This is a genomic window from Rhodococcus sp. 05-340-2 (assembly GCF_002258915.1).
Taxonomy (GTDB): domain Bacteria; phylum Actinomycetota; class Actinomycetes; order Mycobacteriales; family Mycobacteriaceae; genus Rhodococcoides.
Genome location: NZ_NOYU01000006.1, coordinates 78816 through 99729 on the forward strand (window position 1 = coordinate 78816; position 20914 = coordinate 99729).

The 20914-nt window shown below is 66.0% G+C and carries 20 protein-coding genes, 1 tRNA gene and 1 pseudogene; 11 read left to right on the forward strand and 11 right to left on the reverse strand.

Features of this window, described 5'->3' with window-relative positions; translation table 11 throughout:
- Window positions 1-73 precede the first annotated feature (73 nt).
- Both CH271_RS29535 and CH271_RS01790 read left to right on the forward strand, forming a co-directional pair.
- Window positions 74-112: pseudogene (locus tag CH271_RS29535) on the forward strand (hypothetical protein).
- The gene (locus CH271_RS01790) at window positions 109-1245 is read left to right on the forward strand and encodes a DNA polymerase III subunit delta' (protein WP_371828421.1); all 1137 of its coding nucleotides are present in this window, start codon (window positions 109-111) and stop codon (window positions 1243-1245) included. The pseudogene CH271_RS29535 and the gene CH271_RS01790 overlap by 4 nt, the downstream one beginning before the upstream one ends.
- Here CH271_RS01790 and CH271_RS01795 read toward each other — a convergent pair.
- Complete coding sequence (locus CH271_RS01795) at window positions 1242-1760, reverse strand: CGNR zinc finger domain-containing protein (RefSeq protein ID WP_094632346.1); 519 nt, start codon at window positions 1758-1760, stop codon at window positions 1242-1244. The genes CH271_RS01790 and CH271_RS01795 overlap by 4 nt on opposite strands.
- An 88-nt stretch (window positions 1761-1848) precedes the next feature.
- Here CH271_RS01795 and CH271_RS01800 point away from each other — a divergent pair, with 88 nt between their 5' ends.
- The 3 genes from CH271_RS01800 (at window position 1849) to CH271_RS01810 (ending at window position 3596) form a co-directional block, all read left to right on the forward strand.
- Window positions 1849-2544, forward strand: a complete 696-nt coding sequence (locus tag CH271_RS01800; RefSeq protein ID WP_094632348.1) for an SDR family oxidoreductase — start codon at window positions 1849-1851, stop codon at window positions 2542-2544.
- A 66-nt stretch (window positions 2545-2610) separates the two neighbouring features.
- Window positions 2611-2683 (forward strand) — tRNA-Thr (locus CH271_RS01805).
- A 103-nt stretch (window positions 2684-2786) separates the two neighbouring features.
- The gene (locus CH271_RS01810) at window positions 2787-3596 is read left to right on the forward strand and encodes a lipase family alpha/beta hydrolase (protein ID WP_094632350.1); all 810 of its coding nucleotides are present in this window, start codon (window positions 2787-2789) and stop codon (window positions 3594-3596) included.
- Here CH271_RS01810 and CH271_RS01815 read toward each other — a convergent pair.
- The 4 genes from CH271_RS01815 to CH271_RS01830 are packed head-to-tail and all read right to left on the reverse strand — an operon-like array spanning window position 3586 to window position 7582.
- On the reverse strand, window positions 3586-4398 hold the full coding sequence (locus CH271_RS01815; protein ID WP_094632352.1) for an ABC transporter permease: 813 nt from the start codon (window positions 4396-4398) through the stop codon (window positions 3586-3588). The genes CH271_RS01810 and CH271_RS01815 overlap by 11 nt on opposite strands.
- Window positions 4395-5339 carry an ABC transporter ATP-binding protein gene (locus CH271_RS01820; RefSeq protein ID WP_094632354.1) on the reverse strand — a complete coding sequence of 315 codons (945 nt, stop codon included), beginning with the start codon at window positions 5337-5339 and terminating at the stop codon, window positions 4395-4397. Before CH271_RS01820 ends, CH271_RS01815 begins: the two co-directional genes overlap by 4 nt.
- A complete protein-coding gene (locus CH271_RS01825; protein WP_094632356.1) occupies window positions 5336-6463 on the reverse strand; it encodes a LolA family protein in 1128 nt (375 codons plus the stop codon). The genes CH271_RS01820 and CH271_RS01825 overlap by 4 nt, the downstream gene beginning before the upstream one ends.
- A 21-nt stretch (window positions 6464-6484) precedes the next feature.
- Window positions 6485-7582, reverse strand: coding sequence for a DNA alkylation repair protein (locus tag CH271_RS01830; protein WP_094632358.1), 1098 nt, complete (start codon window positions 7580-7582; stop codon window positions 6485-6487).
- 865 nt (window positions 7583-8447) lie between these two features.
- On the opposite strand from CH271_RS01830, the gene CH271_RS01835 reads away from it, so the two are divergent.
- On the forward strand, window positions 8448-10973 hold the full coding sequence (locus tag CH271_RS01835; protein WP_094632360.1) for a putative bifunctional diguanylate cyclase/phosphodiesterase: 2526 nt from the start codon (window positions 8448-8450) through the stop codon (window positions 10971-10973).
- Window positions 10974-11019: 46 nt separating this feature from the next.
- Window positions 11020-12111 carry a spore photoproduct lyase family protein gene (locus CH271_RS01840; protein ID WP_094632362.1) on the forward strand — a complete coding sequence of 364 codons (1092 nt, stop codon included), beginning with the start codon at window positions 11020-11022 and terminating at the stop codon, window positions 12109-12111.
- 34 nt (window positions 12112-12145) lie between these two features.
- Here CH271_RS01840 and CH271_RS01845 read toward each other — a convergent pair whose 3' ends face one another.
- Window positions 12146-13231: a DUF2087 domain-containing protein gene (locus CH271_RS01845; protein ID WP_094632364.1), complete on the reverse strand. Its 1086-nt coding sequence runs from the start codon at window positions 13229-13231 to the stop codon at window positions 12146-12148.
- A gap of 61 nt (window positions 13232-13292) precedes the next feature.
- Window positions 13293-13661, reverse strand: coding sequence for a winged helix-turn-helix transcriptional regulator (locus CH271_RS01850; RefSeq protein ID WP_094632366.1), 369 nt, complete (start codon window positions 13659-13661; stop codon window positions 13293-13295).
- An 81-nt stretch (window positions 13662-13742) separates the two neighbouring features.
- Between CH271_RS01850 and CH271_RS01855 the strand changes: the two genes are divergently transcribed.
- From CH271_RS01855 to CH271_RS01865, 3 genes are all read left to right on the forward strand, one after another.
- Window positions 13743-14153: a RidA family protein gene (locus tag CH271_RS01855; protein ID WP_094632368.1), complete on the forward strand. Its 411-nt coding sequence runs from the start codon at window positions 13743-13745 to the stop codon at window positions 14151-14153.
- A gap of 70 nt (window positions 14154-14223) precedes the next feature.
- Window positions 14224-14781, forward strand: coding sequence for a dihydrofolate reductase family protein (locus tag CH271_RS01860; protein ID WP_094632370.1), 558 nt, complete (start codon window positions 14224-14226; stop codon window positions 14779-14781).
- A 39-nt stretch (window positions 14782-14820) separates the two neighbouring features.
- On the forward strand, window positions 14821-16056 hold the full coding sequence (locus tag CH271_RS01865) for an AGE family epimerase/isomerase (RefSeq protein WP_094632372.1): 1236 nt from the start codon (window positions 14821-14823) through the stop codon (window positions 16054-16056).
- A gap of 40 nt (window positions 16057-16096) precedes the next feature.
- On the opposite strand, the gene CH271_RS01870 is transcribed toward CH271_RS01865, so the two are convergent.
- From CH271_RS01870 to CH271_RS01885, 4 genes are read right to left on the reverse strand one after another with little or no spacing between them, the layout of a single operon-like run.
- The gene (locus CH271_RS01870; protein WP_094632374.1) at window positions 16097-16924 is read right to left on the reverse strand and encodes a fumarylacetoacetate hydrolase family protein; all 828 of its coding nucleotides are present in this window, start codon (window positions 16922-16924) and stop codon (window positions 16097-16099) included.
- Window positions 16925-16927: 3 nt separating this feature from the next.
- Entirely contained in the window at window positions 16928-17860 is a 933-nt protein-coding gene (locus CH271_RS01875; protein WP_094632376.1) for a VOC family protein, read from the reverse strand.
- Between the two features lies 1 nt (window position 17861).
- Window positions 17862-18365, reverse strand: a complete 504-nt coding sequence (locus CH271_RS01880; protein WP_179274851.1) for a DUF3237 domain-containing protein — start codon at window positions 18363-18365, stop codon at window positions 17862-17864.
- Between the two features lies 1 nt (window position 18366).
- Window positions 18367-19953: an MFS transporter gene (locus CH271_RS01885; RefSeq protein ID WP_094632380.1), complete on the reverse strand. Its 1587-nt coding sequence runs from the start codon at window positions 19951-19953 to the stop codon at window positions 18367-18369.
- Window positions 19954-20100: 147 nt separating this feature from the next.
- On the opposite strand from CH271_RS01885, the gene CH271_RS01890 reads away from it, so the two are divergent.
- On the forward strand, window positions 20101-20886 hold the full coding sequence (locus CH271_RS01890; protein WP_094632382.1) for an IclR family transcriptional regulator: 786 nt from the start codon (window positions 20101-20103) through the stop codon (window positions 20884-20886).
- Window positions 20887-20914 lie beyond the last annotated feature (28 nt).

Sequence of the window (20914 nt, forward strand, 5' to 3'; positions counted from 1 at the left end):
CGCGAGCCGTACCTGCCCGCGCCGGGGTAGTCGGTCCCAACCGTTAGGGTTGCGTGCATGGCGGGTGTGTTCGATCGATTGGTCGGTCAGGAAGATGTCGAGGCCGATCTGACGGCCGCGGCGGTGGCTGCTCGCACCGGCGTCGACTCGTCGGCGATGACGCATTCCTGGCTGTTCACCGGCCCGCCCGGATCCGGACGTTCCATCGCCGCCCTGTGCTTCGCCGCGGCATTGCAGTGCACCACCGAGGGCGTTCCGGGGTGCGGGCACTGTCAGGCGTGCTCGACGACCATGGCCGGTACCCACGGAGATGTGCGACGCGTCGTGCCCGAGGGATTGAGCATCAGCACCAAGGAGATGCGCGACATCGTCTCCATCGCCTCGCGTCGACCCAGCACGGGGTTGTGGCAGGTGGTGGTGGTCGAGGACGCCGACCGGCTCACCGAAGGTGCCGGAAACGTGTTGCTGAAGGTCGTCGAGGAGCCCCCTGCCAAGACGGTGTTCCTGCTGTGTGCGCCGTCGGTCGATCCGCAGGACATCTCGGTGACGCTGCGTTCGCGGTGCAGGCACGTCTCGCTGGTCACGCCCACGGTGCCGGCGATCGCGCAGGTGCTGCAGACGCGTGACAAGCTCGACGCCGAGACTGCGGAGTGGGCCGCGTCGATCAGCGGCGGCCACGTGGGCAGAGCACGTCGTCTCGCCACCGACGAGGATGCGCGAGCGCGTCGCAAACGTGCACTGGCTCTGGCGTCGGCTGCAGCTCGGCCCAACCAGGCGTACCTCGCGGCCGAGGAGTTGGTGAAGGCCGCCGAGGACGAAGCCAAGGAGATGAGTGCCTCCCGCGACGAGGCCGAGACCGAGGAATTGCGGACGGCTCTGGGTGCGGGCGGTACCGGCAAGGGTGCGGCGGGTGCGCTGCGCGGCTCGGCCGGGGTGCTCAAGGATCTCGAGAAGCGGCAGAAGTCGCGTGCCACCAGGACCGGTCGTGATTCACTCGATCGCGCGCTGATGGATCTGGTCGGACTGTATCGAGATGCGCTCGCGCGCTCGTACGGATCGACCGCGACCGCCACTCACCCCGACATGGCCGAGCAGGCCGAGCGCATGGCAAGAGCCGTCTCGCCCGAGGCGTTGCTGAAGAGTATCGAGGCGATCCTCGAATGCCGAGAGTCGTTGGCGGTCAACGCAAAACCGAAGTTCGCCATCTATGCGTTGGTCGGGACGCTGGGCGACGTGCTGCGTTAGTCCTGCGCTTTCTTCCGCGCCCGCGAAGCCCGAAGATTGGCAACGTTGCCGCAGGTCTTCACGTCGTGCCAGACGCCACTGTTGTTGCGGGAACGGTCGTAGAAGGCGGATCCGCAGGCCTCGTTCTTGCATCGCTTGAGTCGACGCCACGTGTCCGCCTGTTGCGCGAGAAGCACTTCGGACCAGATCTGCGACGCGATGTAGTCGGCACCGGTGCCGGTGGGCGAGAGTCGGACGGTGCCGTCGGTGCCCGGAACGAGCTCGACTGGAACAGCCGGCCGTGCAGCCATGGTGCCTGCAATGGCCGCTTCCACATCGGCTCGCAACATCCGTAGCGCGGCTGCGTCCTCGTTCGAAAGCGCCGTCCCCCAGGTGGAGGACGCTGACTTGCCGTCTGCGATGAGGTCGGGCAGGTCGTACGCGTCGATGGCTCGCGTGTTGAGCAGATTCTGCACCACCTGCAAGCCGTCGGGTGCCGGCGCGAGGCGGAAGCGCTCCGTCGGGGACAGTGACATATGTGAACCATATTTGACTATGTCGCACTGGTCAACTAGAAATGACAGAATCAAAAGCATTTGACCTCTGTCTCGAAAGGTGACGGCCATGGTGTCGATTCAAGGAGCAACAGTGTTGGTGACCGGCGGTCAGCGCGGTCTGGGCAAAGCGACGGTCGACGCGTTGCTCGAACGTGGGGCCGCGAAGGTCTACGCGACGGCGAGGAGCCCGCGCGAGGACTCCGATCCTCGGGTGGTGCCGGTTGCCCTCGATGTCACCGACGCCGATTCCATTGCAGCGCTTGGTGATATCGCGTCCGACGTATCGATCGTCTTCAACAACGCAGGCGCTCCCGGGACGACACCTCTGCTGACGACCTCGATCGACGACATCCGCGCGGTGTTCGAGACCAACGTGTTCGGTGCGCTGCGAATCGCTCAAGAATTCGCGCCGATCCTGAAGGCCAACGGAGGCGGCGTGCTCGTGGACATCCACTCGGTGCTGTCCTGGCTCGGCGGCGCAGGCGCGTACGGGGCGTCCAAGGCGGCAATCTGGTCGGTCACCAACTCGCTGCGGCTCGAGCTCGCACCGCAGGGAACCCTCGTCGTCGGGGTGCATCTGGGATACACCGACACCGACATGATCGCCGAGCTGAACGTGCCGAAGAACGACCCACGCGATGTGGTGCGCCAGGTGCTCGACGCCGTCGAGGCCGGCGAGACCGAAGTGCTGGCCGACGACCTGACCAGGCACGTCAAGTCGATCCTGAGCGGGCCGGCAGAGGGACTCGGGCTCGCAGGCTGATCGCCGGGGGAGGCGATTTTCGTTTCGGCGTGATGCTCCGTTAGACTCACCAACGCCGAAAGGCACGCCGCCTTAGCTCAGTCGGTAGAGCATTTCACTCGTAATGAAAAGGTCAAGAGTTCGATTCTCTTAGGCGGCTCAGACTTAGAAGCCCCTCACCGATAGCAATCCGTGAGGGGCTTTTTCGTACCCGGGCCCAGTAGCCCGTCGATTCGGCCGACGCGACGGGCACACTGGATGGAGTGTTCGCCTCCCTCGCCCCCGCTCGCCGTCGTCTCGCGTTTTTCGTACTCGCTCTCGTCCTGGTCGGGGTCGTCGCGGTCGTGGCGGCCTTCGTCGCATCGCGCTCCACGAGTGACCCCGTTGCGAGCGTCGACCAGTCCGTGCCCGGCCCGGTGTTACTGGTCCCCGGGTTCGGCGGTTCCACGGACGCGCTGGAGGTGCTCGCGGCCGAACTACGGGATGACGGCCGCGACGCGACGGTCGTGGTTCTGCCCGACGGCGGCGTCGGCGATCTGACCGTCCAGGCGCAGACCCTGCGCGACGCCGTCGACGCGGCCCTGACTCGGACGGGAGCGACCTCGGTCGACGTCGTCGGCTATTCCGCAGGCGGGGTGGTAGCCCGAATCTGGGCCACCGACCTGGGCGGCGCCGAGCAGGCCCGACGCATCGTGACCCTCGGCTCCCCGCACCACGGCACCCAGGTGGCTGCTGTGGCAGCCCAGTTCGTGCCCGACCAGTGCGCGGCCGCCTGCCAACAGCTCGCCCCGGACAGCTCCGTGCTCACCGCCTTGAACTCCGGCGACGAGACGCCGGAGGGTCCGCAGTGGGTGTCGATCTGGACCGAACTGGATCAGGTGGTGACCCCGCCGAACTCGGCCCAACTCGACGGGGCGATAGACATCCCCGTCCAGAGCGTGTGTGCGGACTCCACCGTCGACCACGGAAATCTGCCCCGTGACCCACTTGTCGCCGCGATGGTCTCCGCCCAGTTGGACGGCAACTCCACCACCCGGCTTGGCGCAGCTGATTGCAGCCGTCTCAGCTCGTGATGTCCTTCGTCGTGAAGTTCGCCCACGCGGCACCCAGAAGCACGACGACGTAGACGCCTTGCAACCCGACGCCGCGGACCAGGTCCCGCGTCGGTACCGGGTCGCGGAAGAGGTCGACGAAAGCCAACCAGTACCGCGTCGGCAGGTACGGCGCGATGGCGTCGGCGGCGTCCAGCGTCAGCAGCAGCGAGCTGGCGATGAGGAACGCCAATGCGCCCAGCGTCGCGGCGAGCGGTGAGTCGGTCAGGGTCGAGAGGAACAACCCCATGGCTGCGACTCCGAGCATCGACAGCGTCACGTAGAGCACGGCGATGACGGTGCGCGCGGCGACCTGTTGATCGGTCAGCACCGTGCCGGACACACTGGCGACGCCGGCCAACGACGTGGTGTCGAACAGCGTCGTCCCGACGAAGTACGCAACGGCGGCCACGATGACCACCGCCAGCAGCACGAAGGCAGCCACCGAGATCAGCTTCGCCACCAGCAGCTTCGTCCGTCCCACCGGGCGGGCCAACAGGTAGCGCAGGGTGCCGGCCTGGGCCTCCCCGGCGACGGAATCGCCTGCGATGACCGATACCGCGACAGGCAGGAACAGCGGAAGCACGATGGCGAGAGCGGCGAGCGGAAAGAGCTGACCGTTGTTGATCACCGCAGACAGGAAGGCGGGGCCTTCGCCGGGCCGCGGACCGACATCGGTCAGGGCCAGCAGTCCCGCGACGATGGTCGGCAGCAGATTGAGCAGGAGAATGACGACCCACGTGCGGGGACGGCTCAGCATCGCGCGCAGCTCGACGCCGATCATGCGGTCACCCCGGCCGTCATGGAGCGCGCCGGAACGCGGTCGGCACTGTCGCCGGTGACGGCCAGCACGGACTGCTCCAGACTCATCTGTTGCGTCGTCAGCTCGCTCACCCGCACCCCTCCTTCGACGAGCAGTCGATTGAGCAGGGCCGAGTCGGGGTGTTCGATCACGAGCTGCTGCCCTTCACGGTGGAGCACGGTGGCGTTCCGGACTCCGGAGAGCACGGTGACGGCCTCGGCCGGGTCCGGGGTGGTCACGAGCACTCGGCCGGTGGGCTGCTGGAACGCCGAGAGCTGATCCTGCAGAACGAGGCGACCCCGATCCAGCACTCCCACTCGGTCGCACAGCTGCTCCACCTCGGCCAGCAGGTGGCTGGAGAGGAACACCGTGGTGCCCTTTGCATGCAGGCCCAGGAGCAACTCTCGAATCTCCAGGATTCCCTGTGGGTCGAGACCGTTGGTCGGCTCGTCGAGAATCAGCAGCTCGGGCGTGCGCATGAGCGCCGCGGCCAAGCCGAGGCGCTGCCGCATGCCGAGCGAGTACTGCTTGACCGGTCTGCGTCCCACCCCGGCGAGGCCCACCTGCTCGAGGGCCTCGCCGACGCGGGCGGTCCTGGTACGCCGGGAACCACCCGGCCCGGCCGCGTCGAGCAGCGTGAGGTTCCGGCGTCCGGAGAGATTGGGGTAGGCGGCGGGGTTCTCGATCAACGCTCCCACCCGCGGCAGCACGCTCCTGCGTCGCCGCGGCATCTCCTCGTCGAGCACCTGCATCTGCCCGGAGGTGGCCAGGACCAGCCCGAGCAGCATGCGCACGGTCGTCGTCTTGCCGGAGCCGTTGGCACCGACGAAGCCGTAGATGTCGCCGGCGCGCACGTCGAGGTCGACGCCGTCGACTGCCCGCACCGATCCGTAGCTCTTGGTCAGGCCGGTCGTGCGGATCATGTGGCTGCTCCTTCGAGCTGCAGGGCGGCGGTCGCCAGGGTCTCCGCGGTGACGGTGCCGGAGAGCAGGTAGCGACGCCGATCGGCGGTGGGCTCGGTGATCAGGACGTTGAGCGGACCGATCGACAGCGCGACGCTGCCGCCGGTGAGGACTGCGCCCGGGGCTGCCCGCAGCTGGTCTACGAGCCCGCGCGCGGCGCGGCGTGGCAGGGGAGCGGCGATCAACTCCGTCACTCCGCGGCCGTAGATTCCCACCGCACCCTGGCCGCCACGGTCTCTCAGGTCGAGTCCGGACAGAGTCGACGGAAGCCGGGCGGAGTCGATCCCGTCGGCGAACGAGGCGATGTCGAGCCCGTCCTGTTGCTGCACATCGGTTCCCGGCGGTGGGACGAAACGGATGGTGTCGGCGTCGGGGGTCGCGGAGGAGAAGTCGAGGAATGCGGTGCTGACGATAGGGCGAGTGGCCCCGTCGCCCAGCACGTCGACCTGCAGCGGCAACCCGCTGTTTGGGTCCACCCACACGTCGACCTCGGTGACGGTGCTTTGCGGCTCGCTGGGGATCAGCCGCAGGCCGGGGGCGTCCCGGCCGGCGATCCTGCGAGCCGGAAGCCGGGTGACCTCATCGGCGCTCGCTTCGCTGAGCAACCGCTGCCCGAGCTCCGGGGGCAACAGGTCGGCTTGGCGAGGAAGGCGCAGGCTCGGCTCGGGGACCGGTGTCACGACGGCCGTATTCTGTTCGTAGTCCCAACTCCACAGCCGAGCCGGGCTCCGGTAGAGACCACGCTCACCGGCGAGGCGCACGGTGTCGACGCGCCAGCTGTCCGGGCCGCGATACCAAGCGCGCAGGGTCGTGGTGTCGCCCAACAGATCCGGAAGGCCGCCGAGTCCGTCGGTCACCGGCAGAGTGACACCGCCGACCGCCTGGGCGTAGCCCGAGTACGGCGTCGCGGTGGAGGACTGGACTCGGGCAAGCAGTTCGGCCGCGCCGATGTCCGACGCGCCGACGGGCAGGCGTGCGATCACCGAGGGGGTGGCGACGAGCACGGCGATGCCGAGCACCACTGCCAGCCACCGCCACTTCTCGCGCACCTCTTCGACCGTACGGATGTGCCCGTTGTGCCGCATTCGGGCAGTACAAAGCCGCGGCTAGCCGACGAGCACGAACTCCGCCGAACCGTAACTCGCACCGTTGATCTGGAGCTCGATCGAATGTGGGCCCGGGTAGTACTTGCGTGTGGTCAACGTCCGAAAGGAATGCTGCCGCACGACGTCGATGCTCTCACCGGGAGCGATCGTTCTTGTCGTCAGCTTGAACGTCTTCCCTGTCATCCGGCCATTCGCCTTGGTGTGGTGGACGATGTAGTCGATCGCGACCTTGGCCGGTTCGGTGCCGACGTTGCGGATCGAGGCCTCGAAGTGGACGCTGTCGCCGATCCGCAGCTCCGCGACGTCGAGGGTGGGGCCGTCCACCTCCAGGTCGGCCGGAGCGAACCCGAGCAACGCGAGTGCGTCGATGTTTCCGTTCTTGATCACGGTCCGAAGCGCATGTCGCACAAGCTGGTCGGTGTTCGCATCCGGGCCGTCGAGCCACCGCGCCGCGGACCGGACGACCAAATCCGGTACGTCTCGGCTGAAGTCGTTCAGGTGGTTGGCCACCGAACGCCGAACGTAATCACTGTCGTCCCGGTAGAGCTCGTCCAGGATCGGCACCGTGACGCCCGGGCGCGCGAGAATGTCGGGGACACGGACCGACCACGGAAGGTACGGGCGGGTGCCTTCCGATGCCAGACGACGCACGTGCGCGTCCGATGACTGCGTCCATTCGAGCGCTGTCGCGAGAGCCCGATCCGCATCGGCTCGCAGGAACGTGCGGATGGCGAACTCCGAGCTGAGTCGATCGGTGAGTTCGGCCAGAAGCGACATCCCGTCGTCGAACGCGGCGGATGTCTGCTCGTCCACGGCCTTCATGGCCACGGCACTCGTGACCGGCCAGATCGACCATCCTTGGAAGTCCGGGTCCTCGGCAGCCCGGCGGATGGTGCGAGCGAACTCCGGGTAGTCGCCGGGCAATCCAATGAGAAGGGCATCGCGCAACAGATCGGCGCGGGCTCGAAGCGCGAGCGGACCCAACCGATCGATCGACCCTTCGAGTACGGACAGATCTGCGCTCGGTGCTGCGGTCCGGATGGTCCGCATCAGTGTGCGGGCTGCATCCGGGCCGATGAGTTCGTCGGCGAAAGGCATGAGAGCTTCTTACCCGACGCGCCGCGCACCGAGTCGGTCGATTGCCCGAATTGTGGCGCGTCGACCCTCGACAGATGCCCGCAGCGGGGTCGCGAAAGGTTCGGTTCGGCAAAAACCTTCACATGGGTCGTTTGAATCCGATATACATACTCTCGGTCGCGGGGCTCAATCCCCGCGTCGTGGTATCCCCCCCTCGGCGTACGGAGAAATTTCATGGACATCTCTTCCTTCATTTCCAGCCTGCTCTCGACCGGCAGCAGCACTGGCAGCACGATCTCCGACATCCCGATCCTGCAGCTTCTTTCGTCCGGTTCCGCTTCCTGAGCGACCCCCGTACCGAGCAGGCCCCGTCGACGCGTCGACGGGGCCTGCTTTCGTTGATCGGCTCGGTGATTTTCTGCTCGTGCTTCTTTCTCGAACGAGCCGTCGCTGTCGATCCCGGGTCGGCCCGTAAACAACGGGAAGGATCCAGAACTCGGGTGAGACCTAGGCCCGCGCCAAGACGACGATGGCCGTGGTGGTTGCGCCGCCGAGTGTGCTGAAACCTCAACCGATTCCGCCGAGCGCCGACTGACCCGACGCCGGGCAGCAGGGCGCGTGGGACGGTGAGATCACCGGGGCGACACCCTGTTGTCCCACTGCGCCAATGGCAACGGAAGGAATCGGATTGGGATAGCCTTCGCGGACCATCAGTGCGCGGACACGCTGGTCGACTCGGGTTTTCGATGGGGCGAGTATTCACTGCGATCCCGGTCGATCGTGCGACGCACTGGGCTACAACCCTGGGGGGTCGCGTCATGCCCGTCTCGTGTGTCGAGTGGAACCGCAGCGCGTGTTGTCGGTGTCGATCCGGTGAGGCCCCGCTGTGAGCGGCTGGGTGTGGGTGGTGATCCTCAACGGGATCACCGCTGCGGCGTATCTGGGGATCGTGCTGTTCATCGTCCGGGGACTGATGCGGACCGGGCAGCTGCGGAACAACCGCTTGGCGGTGGCAACGGCGGCGATCTTTCTGACCTGCTCTGCGCACCACCTGCTTCATGCGGTGCACCTGGCCGCGGCGGTCGGGGGCCACGCATCGCATCTCGACTCCGGCGCGGGAACGGTCGACGCGATGCGGGAGTCGATGGGCGGCACCGCCGACGTGGTGGTGACGGCGTCGACAGCGCTCGCCGGTGTGATCTATCTGGGGATGCGCCGCTTCTACGGAGCGTTGCTCGGCTCGCCCTCGATGTTCGACGATGCCAGCGAGGCCCGGTACCGGCAATTGGCGGCGAACCTACCGCACACCACCGTGCTCGTCGTGGACTGCGATCTGCGATTTGTGCTCGTCGAGGGTGCCGAACTGGTGGCGGAGGGATACGACCCGCGACGGATGGAGGGTCAGCTGTTGCGAGACACTGTGACACCGGAGGTCTACGCACAGCTCGAGCCGCATTACCGAGCTGCGGTGGCGGGGGACGAGACGTCGTTCGACACCGTCAGCTCCCGAACGGGAGCGATCTTCCAGGTCAAGGCCAGACCGCTGCGTGACAGTTCGGGCACGATCGTCGGAGCCATGGTCCTGTCCGAGGACGTCACGGCCGAGCGTGAGGCGAGGACCGAGCTCGAGCAGGCGCGCGCGTTCCGCGATGCGGTGTTGACCGCGTCGCCGGACATCACCACCGTCACCGATGTGGGCACCGGCCAGGTGACGTGGGCTTCTCGAAGCCTGCGGTCGCTGTTGGACGGTCCACCCGAGGAGGGGCCACCCGACGGACCTTCACCCAACCTCCGGTTCGGTCGCTCCGACGACCTCGACGACCTCGAGGCCCCCGAGGATCGTCTGGACGGTGCGGTGGCAGAGGACATCGGCGTCGTCCGAGCCGCAGACCGGCAAGCGGCGTCGCTGCCCGAGGGGGAGAGCGTCACGATCCGCTACCGGGCGCGAGCAGCCGACGGTTCACTGCGGTGGCTGTCGCGACGCACCACCCCGTTTCGTCGGGGACCGTCGGGGGATGTTGCCGAGGTGCTCTCGGTGGTGCGGGAGGTGACCGACGTCGTCGAGGCAGAGCTGGCACTCGAGCGGGCAGCTCTGCAGGATCCGTTGACCGGGCTGCCCAACCGGATGCTGCTGCTGGACCGGATCGGCTCGGCGATCGAGCGCGGTGAGAGCACCGGCGCTGCTGCAGCCGTGTTGTTCTGCGATCTGGACGGATTCAAACGCGTCAACGACACCGGCGGTCATGCTGCAGGCGATGCGGTTCTCGTCGAGGTTGCTCGACGTCTGCGGTCGGTGCTGCGTGCCAACGACTCGATCGCCCGAGTCGGCGGCGACGAGTTCGTTCTCGTCGTCGACGCGCTGCCCGCCGAACGTGGTTCCGGCAAGCTTGCGGGTGCAGGCTTGGCGGAGCGCGTCGCCGAGCGCATCCGGGCGGTTCTCGCAGCTCCGATCGTGTACCAGGGCAGCCAGTACGTGGTGTCGGCCAGCGTGGGCATGGTGCTGGTTCGCAAGGGTGCCAGCGCGCAGGAAGTGCTGCGGGACGCGGACTCCGCCATGTACCGAGCCAAGCAGCTCGGTAAGGACCGGATCGAACTGTTCGACGACGCGCTGCGCGCGAACGCCCTAGAGCGTGCCTACATCGAGCAGACCCTGCGGGGTGCCCTCGATCCCGAACACCGCGGCGCCGCGACGCTGACCGTTGCCTATCAGCCGGTCTACGACCTCGGCAGCAGAGCGCTCACGAGCTTCGAGGCACTCGCGCGCCTACGTGACGACGACGGCGCAGGGATCACACCGGACCGATTCATTCCCGTAGCGGAGGACACCGGTCTCATCTCCGAGCTCGGGGAGCGGGTGCTGGACGACGCGCTGGGCACTCTGGTGCGGTGGCGTGCGGCGCACCCGCGCGGTTCGGGGGTCGGCATCCCGGTCACGATGGCCGTCAACCTCAGTGCCCGACAGGCTCAACACATGGATATGGCCGCGGTGGTGGGCGCGGCTCTGGGACGGCACGGAATGGCTCCGGAGGACCTCGTTCTCGAGCTCACCGAGTCGGTGCTGCTCGAGTCGGGGTCCTCGATGCTGCGTCAGCTCGGTGAACTGCGTGAGCTGGGTGTCGGCATCGCCATCGACGACTTCGGCACCGGATTCGCGAGCTTGCGGTACCTGGCCACGCTGCCGGTGAGCGCAGTGAAGATCGATCGATCGTTCACCGCCACAATGACCAGCGATGAGACGAGCAGCAGCATCGTTCGGGCGATCATCAATCTCGCCCGAGATCTGCATCTGGGGTGCGTGGTCGAAGGGATCGAGACCCTCGCCCAGCTCGACGCCTTGCCGAGTTCTGTTCAAGGGCAGGGATATCTGTTGGGTAGACCCGCTGAGATCCCGTCGAACAACTGGGTCTCGTAGCACCTGACGGGAAGGATCCACGACGGACGGGCGTTGGACTCCGGTAATGGACAACGCTTTCTCTGCCCCTACTCGGCTGTGGACGCCGTCGCGCGTCCTGATCACGCGGTCTGCGTCGGAGCTGCCGCACACCGCGGAGATCGTTCGCCGGTGTGAGGGGGCCGGCGTGACCGAGATCGACGTGCTGCCGGGCGACCGTCTGGCGGGCCTGCGCGGGGAGACCGAGCGAGAGACCTACGCCCGTGCCAAGACGACCATGGCCGTAGTGGTTGCGCCGCCGAGTGTGCTCAAACCTCAACCGATTCCGCCGAGCGCCGACTGGCGCATCGACCTGGCGAAGGGCTGCCCGGCGCACTGTCAGTACTGCTATCTGGCGGGGTCGTTGTCCGGGCCGCCGATCACCCGGGTGTTCGCCAACCTCGACGACGTTCTGGCGGGGATCGGTACGCATGCCGGCAGCGGCACCATCACCTCCGGCACCGAGGAGAGAGGCCACGAAGGAACGACCTTCGAGTTGTCCTGTTACACCGATCCTTTGGGAATCGAACATGTGACGGGATCCCTCGCCGAGGCCGTGCGCAGAGTCGGTGCGGGCGAGTACGGCGATGGCGTGTCGTTACGCTTCACGACCAAGTTCGACGACGTCACCGAGTTGGTGACGTTGGATCATCGGCGACGCACCCGAGTTCGACTGTCGGTCAATGCGGATGACATCGCGCGCCGTTTCGAAGGGGGAACTGCGCGGATGCCTGCTCGAATCGAGGCGCTACGGCAGCTTGCGCTGGCCGGATATCGAGTGGGATTGACCATCGCGCCGATCATGCCCATTCCGGGGTGGCGCGAGCAGTACGGTCGGCTTCTCTCGACCGTCGCCGACGCGTTGCGCGGCGTTCCGGATCTGGACCTGACCGCCGAGATCATCACTCATCGGTTCACGCCGTCGAGCAAGGACGTGCTGTTGAGCTGGTATCCGGGGACGAAGCTCGAGATGGACGAAAGTGCCCGCACAGCAAAGAGAAACAAGTTCGGCGGCGTGAAGTACGTCTACCCGAAGGATACGATGTCGGAAATGCGGACGTGGTTCGTGGAAGAGCTCGAATCCGTCCTACCCGACGCGCAGCTTCTGTACTGGACCTGACGAAGCCCGACCCCGCCGCGGGCTGGAGGTCGTTCTACGTCGCACTTCTGGCCCGGTACATCGAGCCCGCACCGTCTCGTTCGAGAAATCCGGTATCGACGAGCTCGCGTCGTAGTGTCGCGTAGTCGTCGTCGAAGAACCTGCACAATTCGTTGACCTGGTGCTCCGACGCCCATGTCGTCGAACTCAGTTGCTGTGCAATCGCATTCAGAAATTCGGCACGATCACGGCTGTATCGGGCCATCCGCGTCGGCGGGGGCGTTGTTCGCGGGAGATCGCGAAAACTCTCGAACGTGTTCTCGTCCACGACGAGGCGATCGTCCACCCGGGTCACCACCGACAGGGCGAACAGGCGCGCGACTGCCTTGTGTAGTGCACGGTCGGCCAGTGACGTGTGGGACTGCAGCTCGGCCACTGTCGAGACTCCACTGCCGATCGCGAAGAGGACCGCCCGAAGATCCGGATCCGCCAGGACATGAAGTACGCCGGTCGCGTGGTCCAGCAGCGGCGCATCGTCGTGCACGCCGATGGACTCGAACCGCACCGGAACCCCGGTGGCGGACATCATCTCGTCGGTGAAATCGACCTCGCGAGGGGGCTCCGACCGCTTCCTCATGAGGCCGATTCCTGGAAGCGTCAGGGTCTCGACGTCGTCGGCGCCGAAGCGCACGATCGCGTTCCACAGCGGGTTGTCCCCGGCCGGAAGGTATGAGTTCTCGACGGCGAGAACTCCACCCACCGCAACGTGTGGCCACAGAGTACGGAGGAACCGCGCGTCCTCCACAAGGGATTCACCGTCGATCCAGGCCAGGTCGAACGGGCCGATGTCTCGTAGATTCCGAGGGGACAAGTCGAACAGGGAGTCGGTGACCGACTCGACGAAGTCGAATTTCGGCCGATGCTCCTGAACGAAGTCGTCGACGCTGGAGTCGCTCGGATCGGTGGCGAAGGTCCGGAGTCGCGGCACCGCTGCGGTTGTGGACCGTTCGAGAGCGGACGCCAACGCGATCGCCGTACGTGCAGACCCGACGGTGATTGCACTCTTCGGTTGCATCACCGTCGCCAGGCCGGACAGCACGGCGTCAGCGCGTGCGGTGGAATGCTGTGAATTGCTCGTCATGGATGTACCTCTTCTCCGAGATCTCAGGACATTCGGGCAGCACACTGCTGCGGTGAGTGGATCAGAGAGCGTCGAATCGATCTCGTGCGGTGTCGATTTCGTCCATGTGCCGAGTTGCCCACGCAAGAAGTACGTCGACGGGATCCCGAAGGGTCTTGCCCAGCGGTGTGATTCGATATTCCACCGCCACCGGGCGAGTGCTCAGAACGATGCGTTCGATGATGCCGTTGCGTTCGAGCTTCCTGAGAGTTGCGGTGAGGGACTTCTGCGTCACCGCCGGAATTGCACGGCGGAGATCGTTGAATCGGCAGGGGCGCTCGCACAATTCGTTGAGCACCTGGAGCGACCACTTGTCCAGCACCTGATCCAACAGTTCGCGGTGAGGGGCACTGATGGTCAGCTCTGCGTTGCCGTCGGCGGTATCGGTCATGAAACCAGGTTCCCTTGAAGTGTCCTTTGTGTACCAGGTATCAATCCTATACCTGGCTTCGGTCACGACGAAAGGAACTCCATGAGCGTCACTCGATTCACTCCGTCCGGCATGGTGCAACCCACCCCGTATCACCACGTAGCGGTGGGGCAGGGATCCCGGCATATCCACGTCAGCGGTCAGATCGCGCGGAACGAGGATGGGTCGACGGTCGCCGAAAACGACCTCGCCGGGCAGGTCGCGCAGGCACTGCGCAATACAGCGATCGGATTGACCGGTGCCGGAGCGACATTCGACGACGTACTGCGCCTGACGTTCTACGTCACGCAGTGGGCCCCGGAGCGGATCGGCGAGTTCATGGACGGCGTCACCCGCGTCGCCGAGGAGATCGGATTGCCGACTCCGATGCCACCCGCATCGCTGATCGGCGTCGACTGCCTCTTCGAGCCCGACGTCCTCGTCGAGGTGGAGGCAACTGCGATCCTGGACTGACTCGCTCACCGGTGAATTCCGGAGGGCGTCGAAGTCCATACTGTCGAATCCACCCGACCCCAGGAGTGACATGGCCATTCTGACCTACAACATGCACGTTTCTCTCGACGGATTCATCGAAGATCCCACCGGCAGTCTCGACTTCTCCATGCCGGACGACGAGACGCACAGCTTCTCCAACCGTCAGACGGAGGCGACCGCCGCTTTCCTGTTCGGGCGTCGACTCTACGACGCGATGGAGGACTACTGGACAGACCCGGCGCGCGCCGACGGTGACGACGTCGAGGCGGAGTTCGCTCGGCTGTACGTGGACACGCCGCGGATCGTCTTCTCCGACACTCTCGACTCGGTGGCCGACGGCTGCCGGTTGGTGCGCAGTGTCGATGCCGTCGCGGAGGTGCAGCGTCTCAAGCGAGAAACCGAGGGCACGTTGGCCGTCGGAGGGGCTGCCCTGGCCGAGTCGCTCGTCGACGAGATCGATCAGTACGAGGTCATCTTCGTCCCGACGATTCTGGGTGGCGGGAAGCCCTACTTTCCCGTCGGACGGCACCTCGACCTGGCCCTGGAGGAACAACGTGTGTTCCAGGCCGCGGGTTGGGTCTACTTGCGCTACAGCGTCTCTCGCTGACTCCGACCCAGTGCGTCGAGTACAGCGCACAATGAACACATGAGCTCCGGACATCGTCGCAGTTGGTGGACCCTTCCCTCTCATCAGTTGTGGCTCGACACCGAATCGTCTCGCCTTCTCGACTTCGGAACCTCACTCGACCACCCCGCAGGTGGCGCGGTGTGGCTGGACGATCAAGGCAACCCGGACCTCGATCACCCGGCGCATACGTACATCACCGCTCGGATGGCGCATGTGCACTTTCTCGCCTCGATGCTGGGTCGGCCGGCGTCCCGCAGAAAGGCCGATCGGGTGTTCGACGGACTTCTGACGTCGTTGCGAGACAGCGAGAACGGCGGTTGGTTCGAGTCCAGCTCCGACGCGACCTCGCCCGATGCTGGCAAGAACGCGTACACGCATGCGTTCGTGGTGCTGGCCGCCTCGGCTGCCGCCGCCGCGGGGCACCCTGACGGTCGGGGTCTTCTCGACGAAGCCCTCGACATCGTGGCTGCACGATTCTGGGACGAGCAGTACGGAATGTGTGCGGACACCTGGACTGCGGACTGGTCCGTACTCGACGACTACCGCGGCATCAACGCCAACATGCACATGGTCGAAGCGCTGTTGGCTGCCGTCGATGCGGGTGCGCCCACGATCTGGCGTGAACGTGCAGTCCGCATCTGCGACAACGTGATCGGCTGGGCGCAGGAGAACGACCACCGAATCCCGGAACACTTCACCGCCCAGTGGATCCCGCTGCTCGAGTTCAATTCGGACGACACCGCCAACCAGTTCAAGCCTTACGGGGCGACGGTCGGCCACGGATTCGAGTGGGCACGACTTCTGTTGCAGGCCAGCATGGTTGCCGCCAGCGCTCAGGGCCACGACTACGTCGAGTCGGCGAAGTCTCTGTATCACCGCGCGGCTCAGGATGGTTGGCAGCCCGGGCCGACACCGGGGTTCGTGTACACCACCGACTGGTCCGGCCACCCCGTGGTGACCGAGCGCCTGCACTGGGTGCTGTGCGAGGCGATCGGCGCGGCCGCGACCCTGGCCCGCCACACCCGAGAAGACCGCTACGAGCAGGACTACCGCACCTGGTGGGATGTCGCCGCCGAGTACTTCGTCGACCGCGTGGACGGGTCCTGGCATCACGAACTCGACAGCAGCAATCGTCCGGCCGCGACGGTGTGGAGTGGCAAGCCAGATCTCTACCACGCAGTCCAGGCGACGTGGATCAGCCGATATGCGCCGAGCTCGAGCATGATGGCGGCACTGCGGGACGACTCGCGCTGACCGGTTCCCTGCCGTCGGTCCGATTCGGCCGTGGGAAGTTCTAGATCGTCTCGGCCACCAGTAGGTTCTCGACGATGCCGATCGAGTCGATTTCGACGGACACCTGATCCCCCGGCTTCAACAGCAGTTGCGGCTTACGGCGATATCCGACGCCACCGGGGGTGCCGGTGAGGATGACGTCACCCGGCTCGAGGGTCGTGAACGTGGAGATGGTCGCGATCAGATTCGGCACCGTGAACAGCAATTGGGACAGATCCGATTCCTGTACCTTCTCGCCGTTGACGACGGTGCGGATGCCGCAGCTCGCGAGGTCCACCTCGCCGGGGCAGACGATGCGGGGGCCGAGGGGAGTGCTTGCGTCCCATGCCTTTCCCTGCATCCACTGGTGCGTCTTGTACTGGAAGTCGCGCATCGTGATGTCGTTGGCGACGGTGTAACCCAGAACGTGATCGAGCGCGTTCTCCTCGGTGATGCGTCGGCCGGTGCGCCCGATGATCACCGCCATCTCGCCCTCGTAGTCCACCTCGGAGCTCTCCGGCGGGACTGCGATGTCGTCGTAGGCCCCGATCAGGCTGGAGGCGTACTTGGGAAACATCACCGGGTACGTAGGGAACTCGCGTCCGGTTTCGGCGATGTGGTCGCGGTAGTTCAGACCGACACAGATCACTCGGGCCGGGTCGGTGACTGCGGGCAGGACGCGCACGTCGGCGATCGGCAGGCGCTCCTCGGTCAGTCGATCGGCGCCGGCGAGTGCCTCGAGCGAACTGGAACGCCCGATCGCAGCGATGCCCTGCAGCGGAATCAGCGCATCGCCGTCGACCTCGCCGACTCCACGAATTCCGTTGTGTTCGTAGCTGATGTAGGCCATCTGTCAGATCTCGCTCTCACTCGTCTTGCGCCAGCTGGCCAGTTGTCCGCCCCACAGATTCACCGACGCCGGTACCGGACGCCACTGCCGCGTCACGTACGTGGCTCGGTCGTCGTGGAACTTCTCCATCTCGGCCGAGAGCTCGATGTGGTTACCCGCCGGATCGTCGAAGAAGACGAACAGGTTGTTGCCGGGGCCGTGACGTCCCGGGCCCCAGACGACGTCGACGCCGATCTCGGTGAGGCGATCGCACCAGGACTTGAAGTCCTCCCACTCGGCGAGGTCGTAGGAGTAGTGGTCGAGATCGCCGGGGTTGCCGTTCTCGACGACGGCCAAAGTGTGGTGATCGCGGTCGCTGCGTAGCCACGCGAACTTGCCGTCCTCGAGCTGATCGGAGATGCGGAACCCGACGGTGTCGACGAAGAACGAGACCATCTGCGCCACGTTGTCGGTGCCGAGAGTGGTGTGCTGGAACTTGATCGGGCGTCGTCCCGGATCGGCGGCATTCTCGCCCTGCCGTGCGACCGGCCCGTGGAAATGCACCGTCGTGCCGTCGGGGTCGGTCACCGAGATGCCCGACGGTACTCCGACGGCATGGTCGAGCACGGCGGGATCCAGCTCGGCGACGTGGTGGCCTGCGTCGGCGAGTCTCTTGGCGATACAGTCGAGGCCGTCGACGTCGCGTACCTCGAAGCCGTAGTGAGACAGTCCTTTCGGACCTTCGGTCAGGTCGAGAACATGGTGTCCGAGGCCCCAGCCGAGGCGCAGGCCTCCGCCCACGAGTTCTTCCTGCACCGTCAGACCGACGGTGCGGCCGTAGAAGTCGGCGGTGGCGGCGACGTCGGGAACGGTGAAACCGATGTGCGAGACAGCGGTCTGCCGCAGCGTTCCCACGGCACCACCTTCCTGCAGTCTGTTTCGGGTGGGAGTGGTCATGTCAGTGATCCGCCTTTCGGGGCGTCGATGGGGTGGGGACGGGGGCGTCGGTGTAGACGGTGATCCGAACCTGGTCGCCGCGGTTCGGTGGCAAGAGTCGGCCGAGGAACACGCTGTGGTTCAACCAGTTCCACTCTGGGTCGGCCACTTCGAATCGAGGGTTGGTGGAGCAGTACCAGCGGTCGATGTCAGCACCGCCGCCGGCGAAGATGCGCTCCATGGTGGCATCGTCCTGGGTGCCCCAGCCCTCGTTGGTGACCATGATGGGCACGTTGTCGTCGGTGACGATCGTGTAGCGGGCCCACAGATGGGTGACGCCGTCGGTGCGCACCAGGTTCCAGTCCGCACCGCCGGGCAGGATCGTTCCGGATCCGGCCGGTCCGTGGAATCGGCCGCCGGTGATCGGGATGACCCGACGCATTCCGTGCGGGGTGGAGCCGATGACCACCGGAGGAGCCAGCTCGACGTCGAGGGTGAAGACGTGATTCAGAGTGGGCGTGGACATCTCACTCACCCGCCGGCAGCAGTCGTCCGGCAGCAGGTGATGCTGCTGCGTCGATTGGGGCCGCATCGAGGCCCTTCGGGGCTCCGCCGGGGATGGCGAGGGCGATGACCGCGGCCAGGACGGTGGCTCCGGCACAGACGTAGATGCCGATGTCCAGGCCGGTTTCGAGAGCCGTCCGGGCAAGCGGTGCAACCAGATCCGAGATCGGGCCGAGATCGGCGTTGGCCACCGCCAACGGCCCGCCCTGCTCGGCGACGCCGGAGGCCACGCCCACCGCCTCGGGAGGGAGGGAACCGTCGGACAGGCTGGAGGTGAGGGTGGCTCCGGCAACTCCGAAGGCCACGGCGCTGACGATCGCGGGGCCGAGGCTCTGGCCGGTCTCGCGAACGAGACTGGTTACTGCGCTTGCCATTCCGGCGTAGTCGATGGCGACGGCTCCGACGGCGACGGCCGTCAGTGCGGTGAACATGGTGATGAAGCCGGTGCCGAGCAGCAGGATCGGGCCGGTCATCGCGAGCAGCGAGGTGGAGTCACCGGGCAGCTGAGCCATCCATATCTGACCGATGGCCAGTGCCGCCAGCCCGGTGACCAGCAGCGTGCGCGCCGCGACGCGCATCAACAGGCGCGGAAGCAACGGAGTGAGGAGCAGCGGTACGGCTTGGATGAGGGCGAACGGCAGAGCGGCCTGCAGCGGGCTGACGTGCAGGATCGCTTCGAGTTTCACACTGAGCGCGTAGGCGGTTCCGATGAAGCCGAACATCGCGAGCAATCCGATCAGGGCGGCCGCGGCAAAGGCAGGCGTCCGGAACAGCGCAAGGTTCAACATCGGGGTGCGGGCTCGCTGCTCGCTGATCACGAACGCGACGAATGCCGCCACTGCGAGAACGAAAGTGCCCACGATGACGGGGCTCGAGTAGCCGTCCACGGAGCCCTGGATCACCGCGTACAGCAGGGCGAGCAAAGCGACGGCGATGGTGATCTGGCCGGGCCAGTCGAGTCCGCGTCCGGCGGGATGACGCGAGTCGACGATCACCGCGGCACTGACCGCGGCGGTGACGAGACCCAGCACGGCGGGAATGGCGAACGACCAGCCCCAGCTGAAGTGTTCGGCCGCGAAGCCGCTGATCAGCGGGGCGATCATGGCACCGAACGCCAGGCTGACGGCCCAGAGAGACAGGGCGCGGGCTCGCTCCTGACGTTCGGGGGTTGCCGAGACCAGCATCGCCAGTGACGTGGGAAAGATTGCTGCAGCACCGAGTCCGGCGATGGCCTGCCCGGCGATCAGTTGCGTCAGAGTTCCCGACGTTCCGGCGACGACGTCTCCGACGAAGACGAGCACGCCACCCCAGACGAGCAGCCTCTTGCGGCCGAACATGTCGCCCAGTACGCCGAAGTTGAGCTCGAGTATGGCGGTGGGAAGGATGAACGCGGCCGGGATCCAGGCCAGCGCCGCAGCGCTCGCTCCGAGGTCGCGTTGGATCACACCGAGAATGGGCGCTGCGAGCGAGACGCCCATCTGGGCGACGCCGATCGCGAGGCAGCAGGCGATGAGCGTGCCGCGATCCAGCTTGGGTTGGGTGGGTTTCATGAGTTCCTCGTCCGGAGGCCGTGTCCCGTAATACAGGACTACTGTTGTCTTATGCAGGACAGTGTTCATGGCCTGGATCACAGCTGTCAAGGGCAAAAATTCATTTGATGACACTGCAGTCCTGACAATCAGAACTAGGATGGAGACATGGCTTCCGAGACGAGTGGATACAGAGAACGAAACAGCACGGCCGACCGCGCACTGATAATCCTGGGAATGTTCACCGAGGACCGTCTGCAGATCAGCGCGAACGACGTCGCCGAAGCCCTCGGCAGTGCCCGCTCCACGGCGTACCGATATCTGCAGACGTTGGTCGGCGCATCGTTTCTCGAGGAAGCTCCCAACGGCGGCTTTCGGTTGGGTGTCGCAGTACTCGAACTTGCTCGATTGGCCCGGCGCGGTTACGGATTGACCACCATCGCCCAGCCGGTGATGCGCGAACTCGCCGACGAGGTGGGTGAAACCGTGTTGCTCACCAGGCTCGTCGACGACACGGCTGTGTGCATCGAGCGGTGCGAGGGGGCCAAGCAGCTGGTGCGCCTGAGCTACGAGCGGGGGAGTCGGCTGCCCATCAACGCCGGCGCATCGGCATTGACGCTCCTGGCCTGGCTGCCGGAGAAAGAGATCCGCTCGATCCTGGGTCGGCACGAGCTGCAACGCTTCACCGATCGAACGTTGACCGACGTCGATCGCCTCGTCGATCGTCTCGAGCGGATCCGGACCACCGGCTACGGCCAGACCGTCGCCGAGGTGGACCCGGACGCGATGGGAATCGCCGCACCGATCTTCGACGAGTCCGGTTCGGTGGCAGCCGCATTGAGCATCGTGGCGATCAGGCGTCGCGTTCCCGAGGACCGGACCGACGTGCTCGTCACCGCGGTGCGGGCGGCGGCCGATGCTCTGTCCGCACGATTGGCCGTCGTCAGCTCGTAGAGTGTCCTATTTTATGGGACAGCATTCC

Excerpts from the sequence above, each read along its gene's own strand:
- CH271_RS01795 (WP_094632346.1), bottom strand. The coding sequence starts at position 1,760 with ATGTCACTGTCCCCGACGGAGCGCTTCCGCCTCGCGCCGGCACCCGAC.
- CH271_RS01800 (WP_094632348.1), top strand. The coding sequence starts at position 1,849 with ATGGTGTCGATTCAAGGAGCAACAGTGTTGGTGACCGGCGGTCAGCGC.
- CH271_RS01815 (WP_094632352.1), bottom strand. The coding sequence starts at position 4,398 with ATGATCGGCGTCGAGCTGCGCGCGATGCTGAGCCGTCCCCGCACGTGG.
- CH271_RS01820 (WP_094632354.1), bottom strand. The coding sequence starts at position 5,339 with ATGATCCGCACGACCGGCCTGACCAAGAGCTACGGATCGGTGCGGGCA.
- CH271_RS01825 (WP_094632356.1), bottom strand. The coding sequence starts at position 6,463 with ATGCGGCACAACGGGCACATCCGTACGGTCGAAGAGGTGCGCGAGAAG.
- CH271_RS01830 (WP_094632358.1), bottom strand. The coding sequence starts at position 7,582 with ATGCCTTTCGCCGACGAACTCATCGGCCCGGATGCAGCCCGCACACTG.
- CH271_RS01840 (WP_094632362.1), top strand. The coding sequence starts at position 11,020 with ATGGACAACGCTTTCTCTGCCCCTACTCGGCTGTGGACGCCGTCGCGC.
- CH271_RS01845 (WP_094632364.1), bottom strand. The coding sequence starts at position 13,231 with ATGACGAGCAATTCACAGCATTCCACCGCACGCGCTGACGCCGTGCTG.
- CH271_RS01850 (WP_094632366.1), bottom strand. The coding sequence starts at position 13,661 with ATGACCGATACCGCCGACGGCAACGCAGAGCTGACCATCAGTGCCCCT.
- CH271_RS01855 (WP_094632368.1), top strand. The coding sequence starts at position 13,743 with ATGAGCGTCACTCGATTCACTCCGTCCGGCATGGTGCAACCCACCCCG.
- CH271_RS01860 (WP_094632370.1), top strand. The coding sequence starts at position 14,224 with ATGGCCATTCTGACCTACAACATGCACGTTTCTCTCGACGGATTCATC.
- CH271_RS01865 (WP_094632372.1), top strand. The coding sequence starts at position 14,821 with ATGAGCTCCGGACATCGTCGCAGTTGGTGGACCCTTCCCTCTCATCAG.
- CH271_RS01870 (WP_094632374.1), bottom strand. The coding sequence starts at position 16,924 with ATGGCCTACATCAGCTACGAACACAACGGAATTCGTGGAGTCGGCGAG.
- CH271_RS01875 (WP_094632376.1), bottom strand. The coding sequence starts at position 17,860 with ATGACCACTCCCACCCGAAACAGACTGCAGGAAGGTGGTGCCGTGGGA.
- CH271_RS01880 (WP_179274851.1), bottom strand. The coding sequence starts at position 18,365 with ATGTCCACGCCCACTCTGAATCACGTCTTCACCCTCGACGTCGAGCTG.
- CH271_RS01885 (WP_094632380.1), bottom strand. The coding sequence starts at position 19,953 with ATGAAACCCACCCAACCCAAGCTGGATCGCGGCACGCTCATCGCCTGC.
- CH271_RS01890 (WP_094632382.1), top strand. The coding sequence starts at position 20,101 with ATGGCTTCCGAGACGAGTGGATACAGAGAACGAAACAGCACGGCCGAC.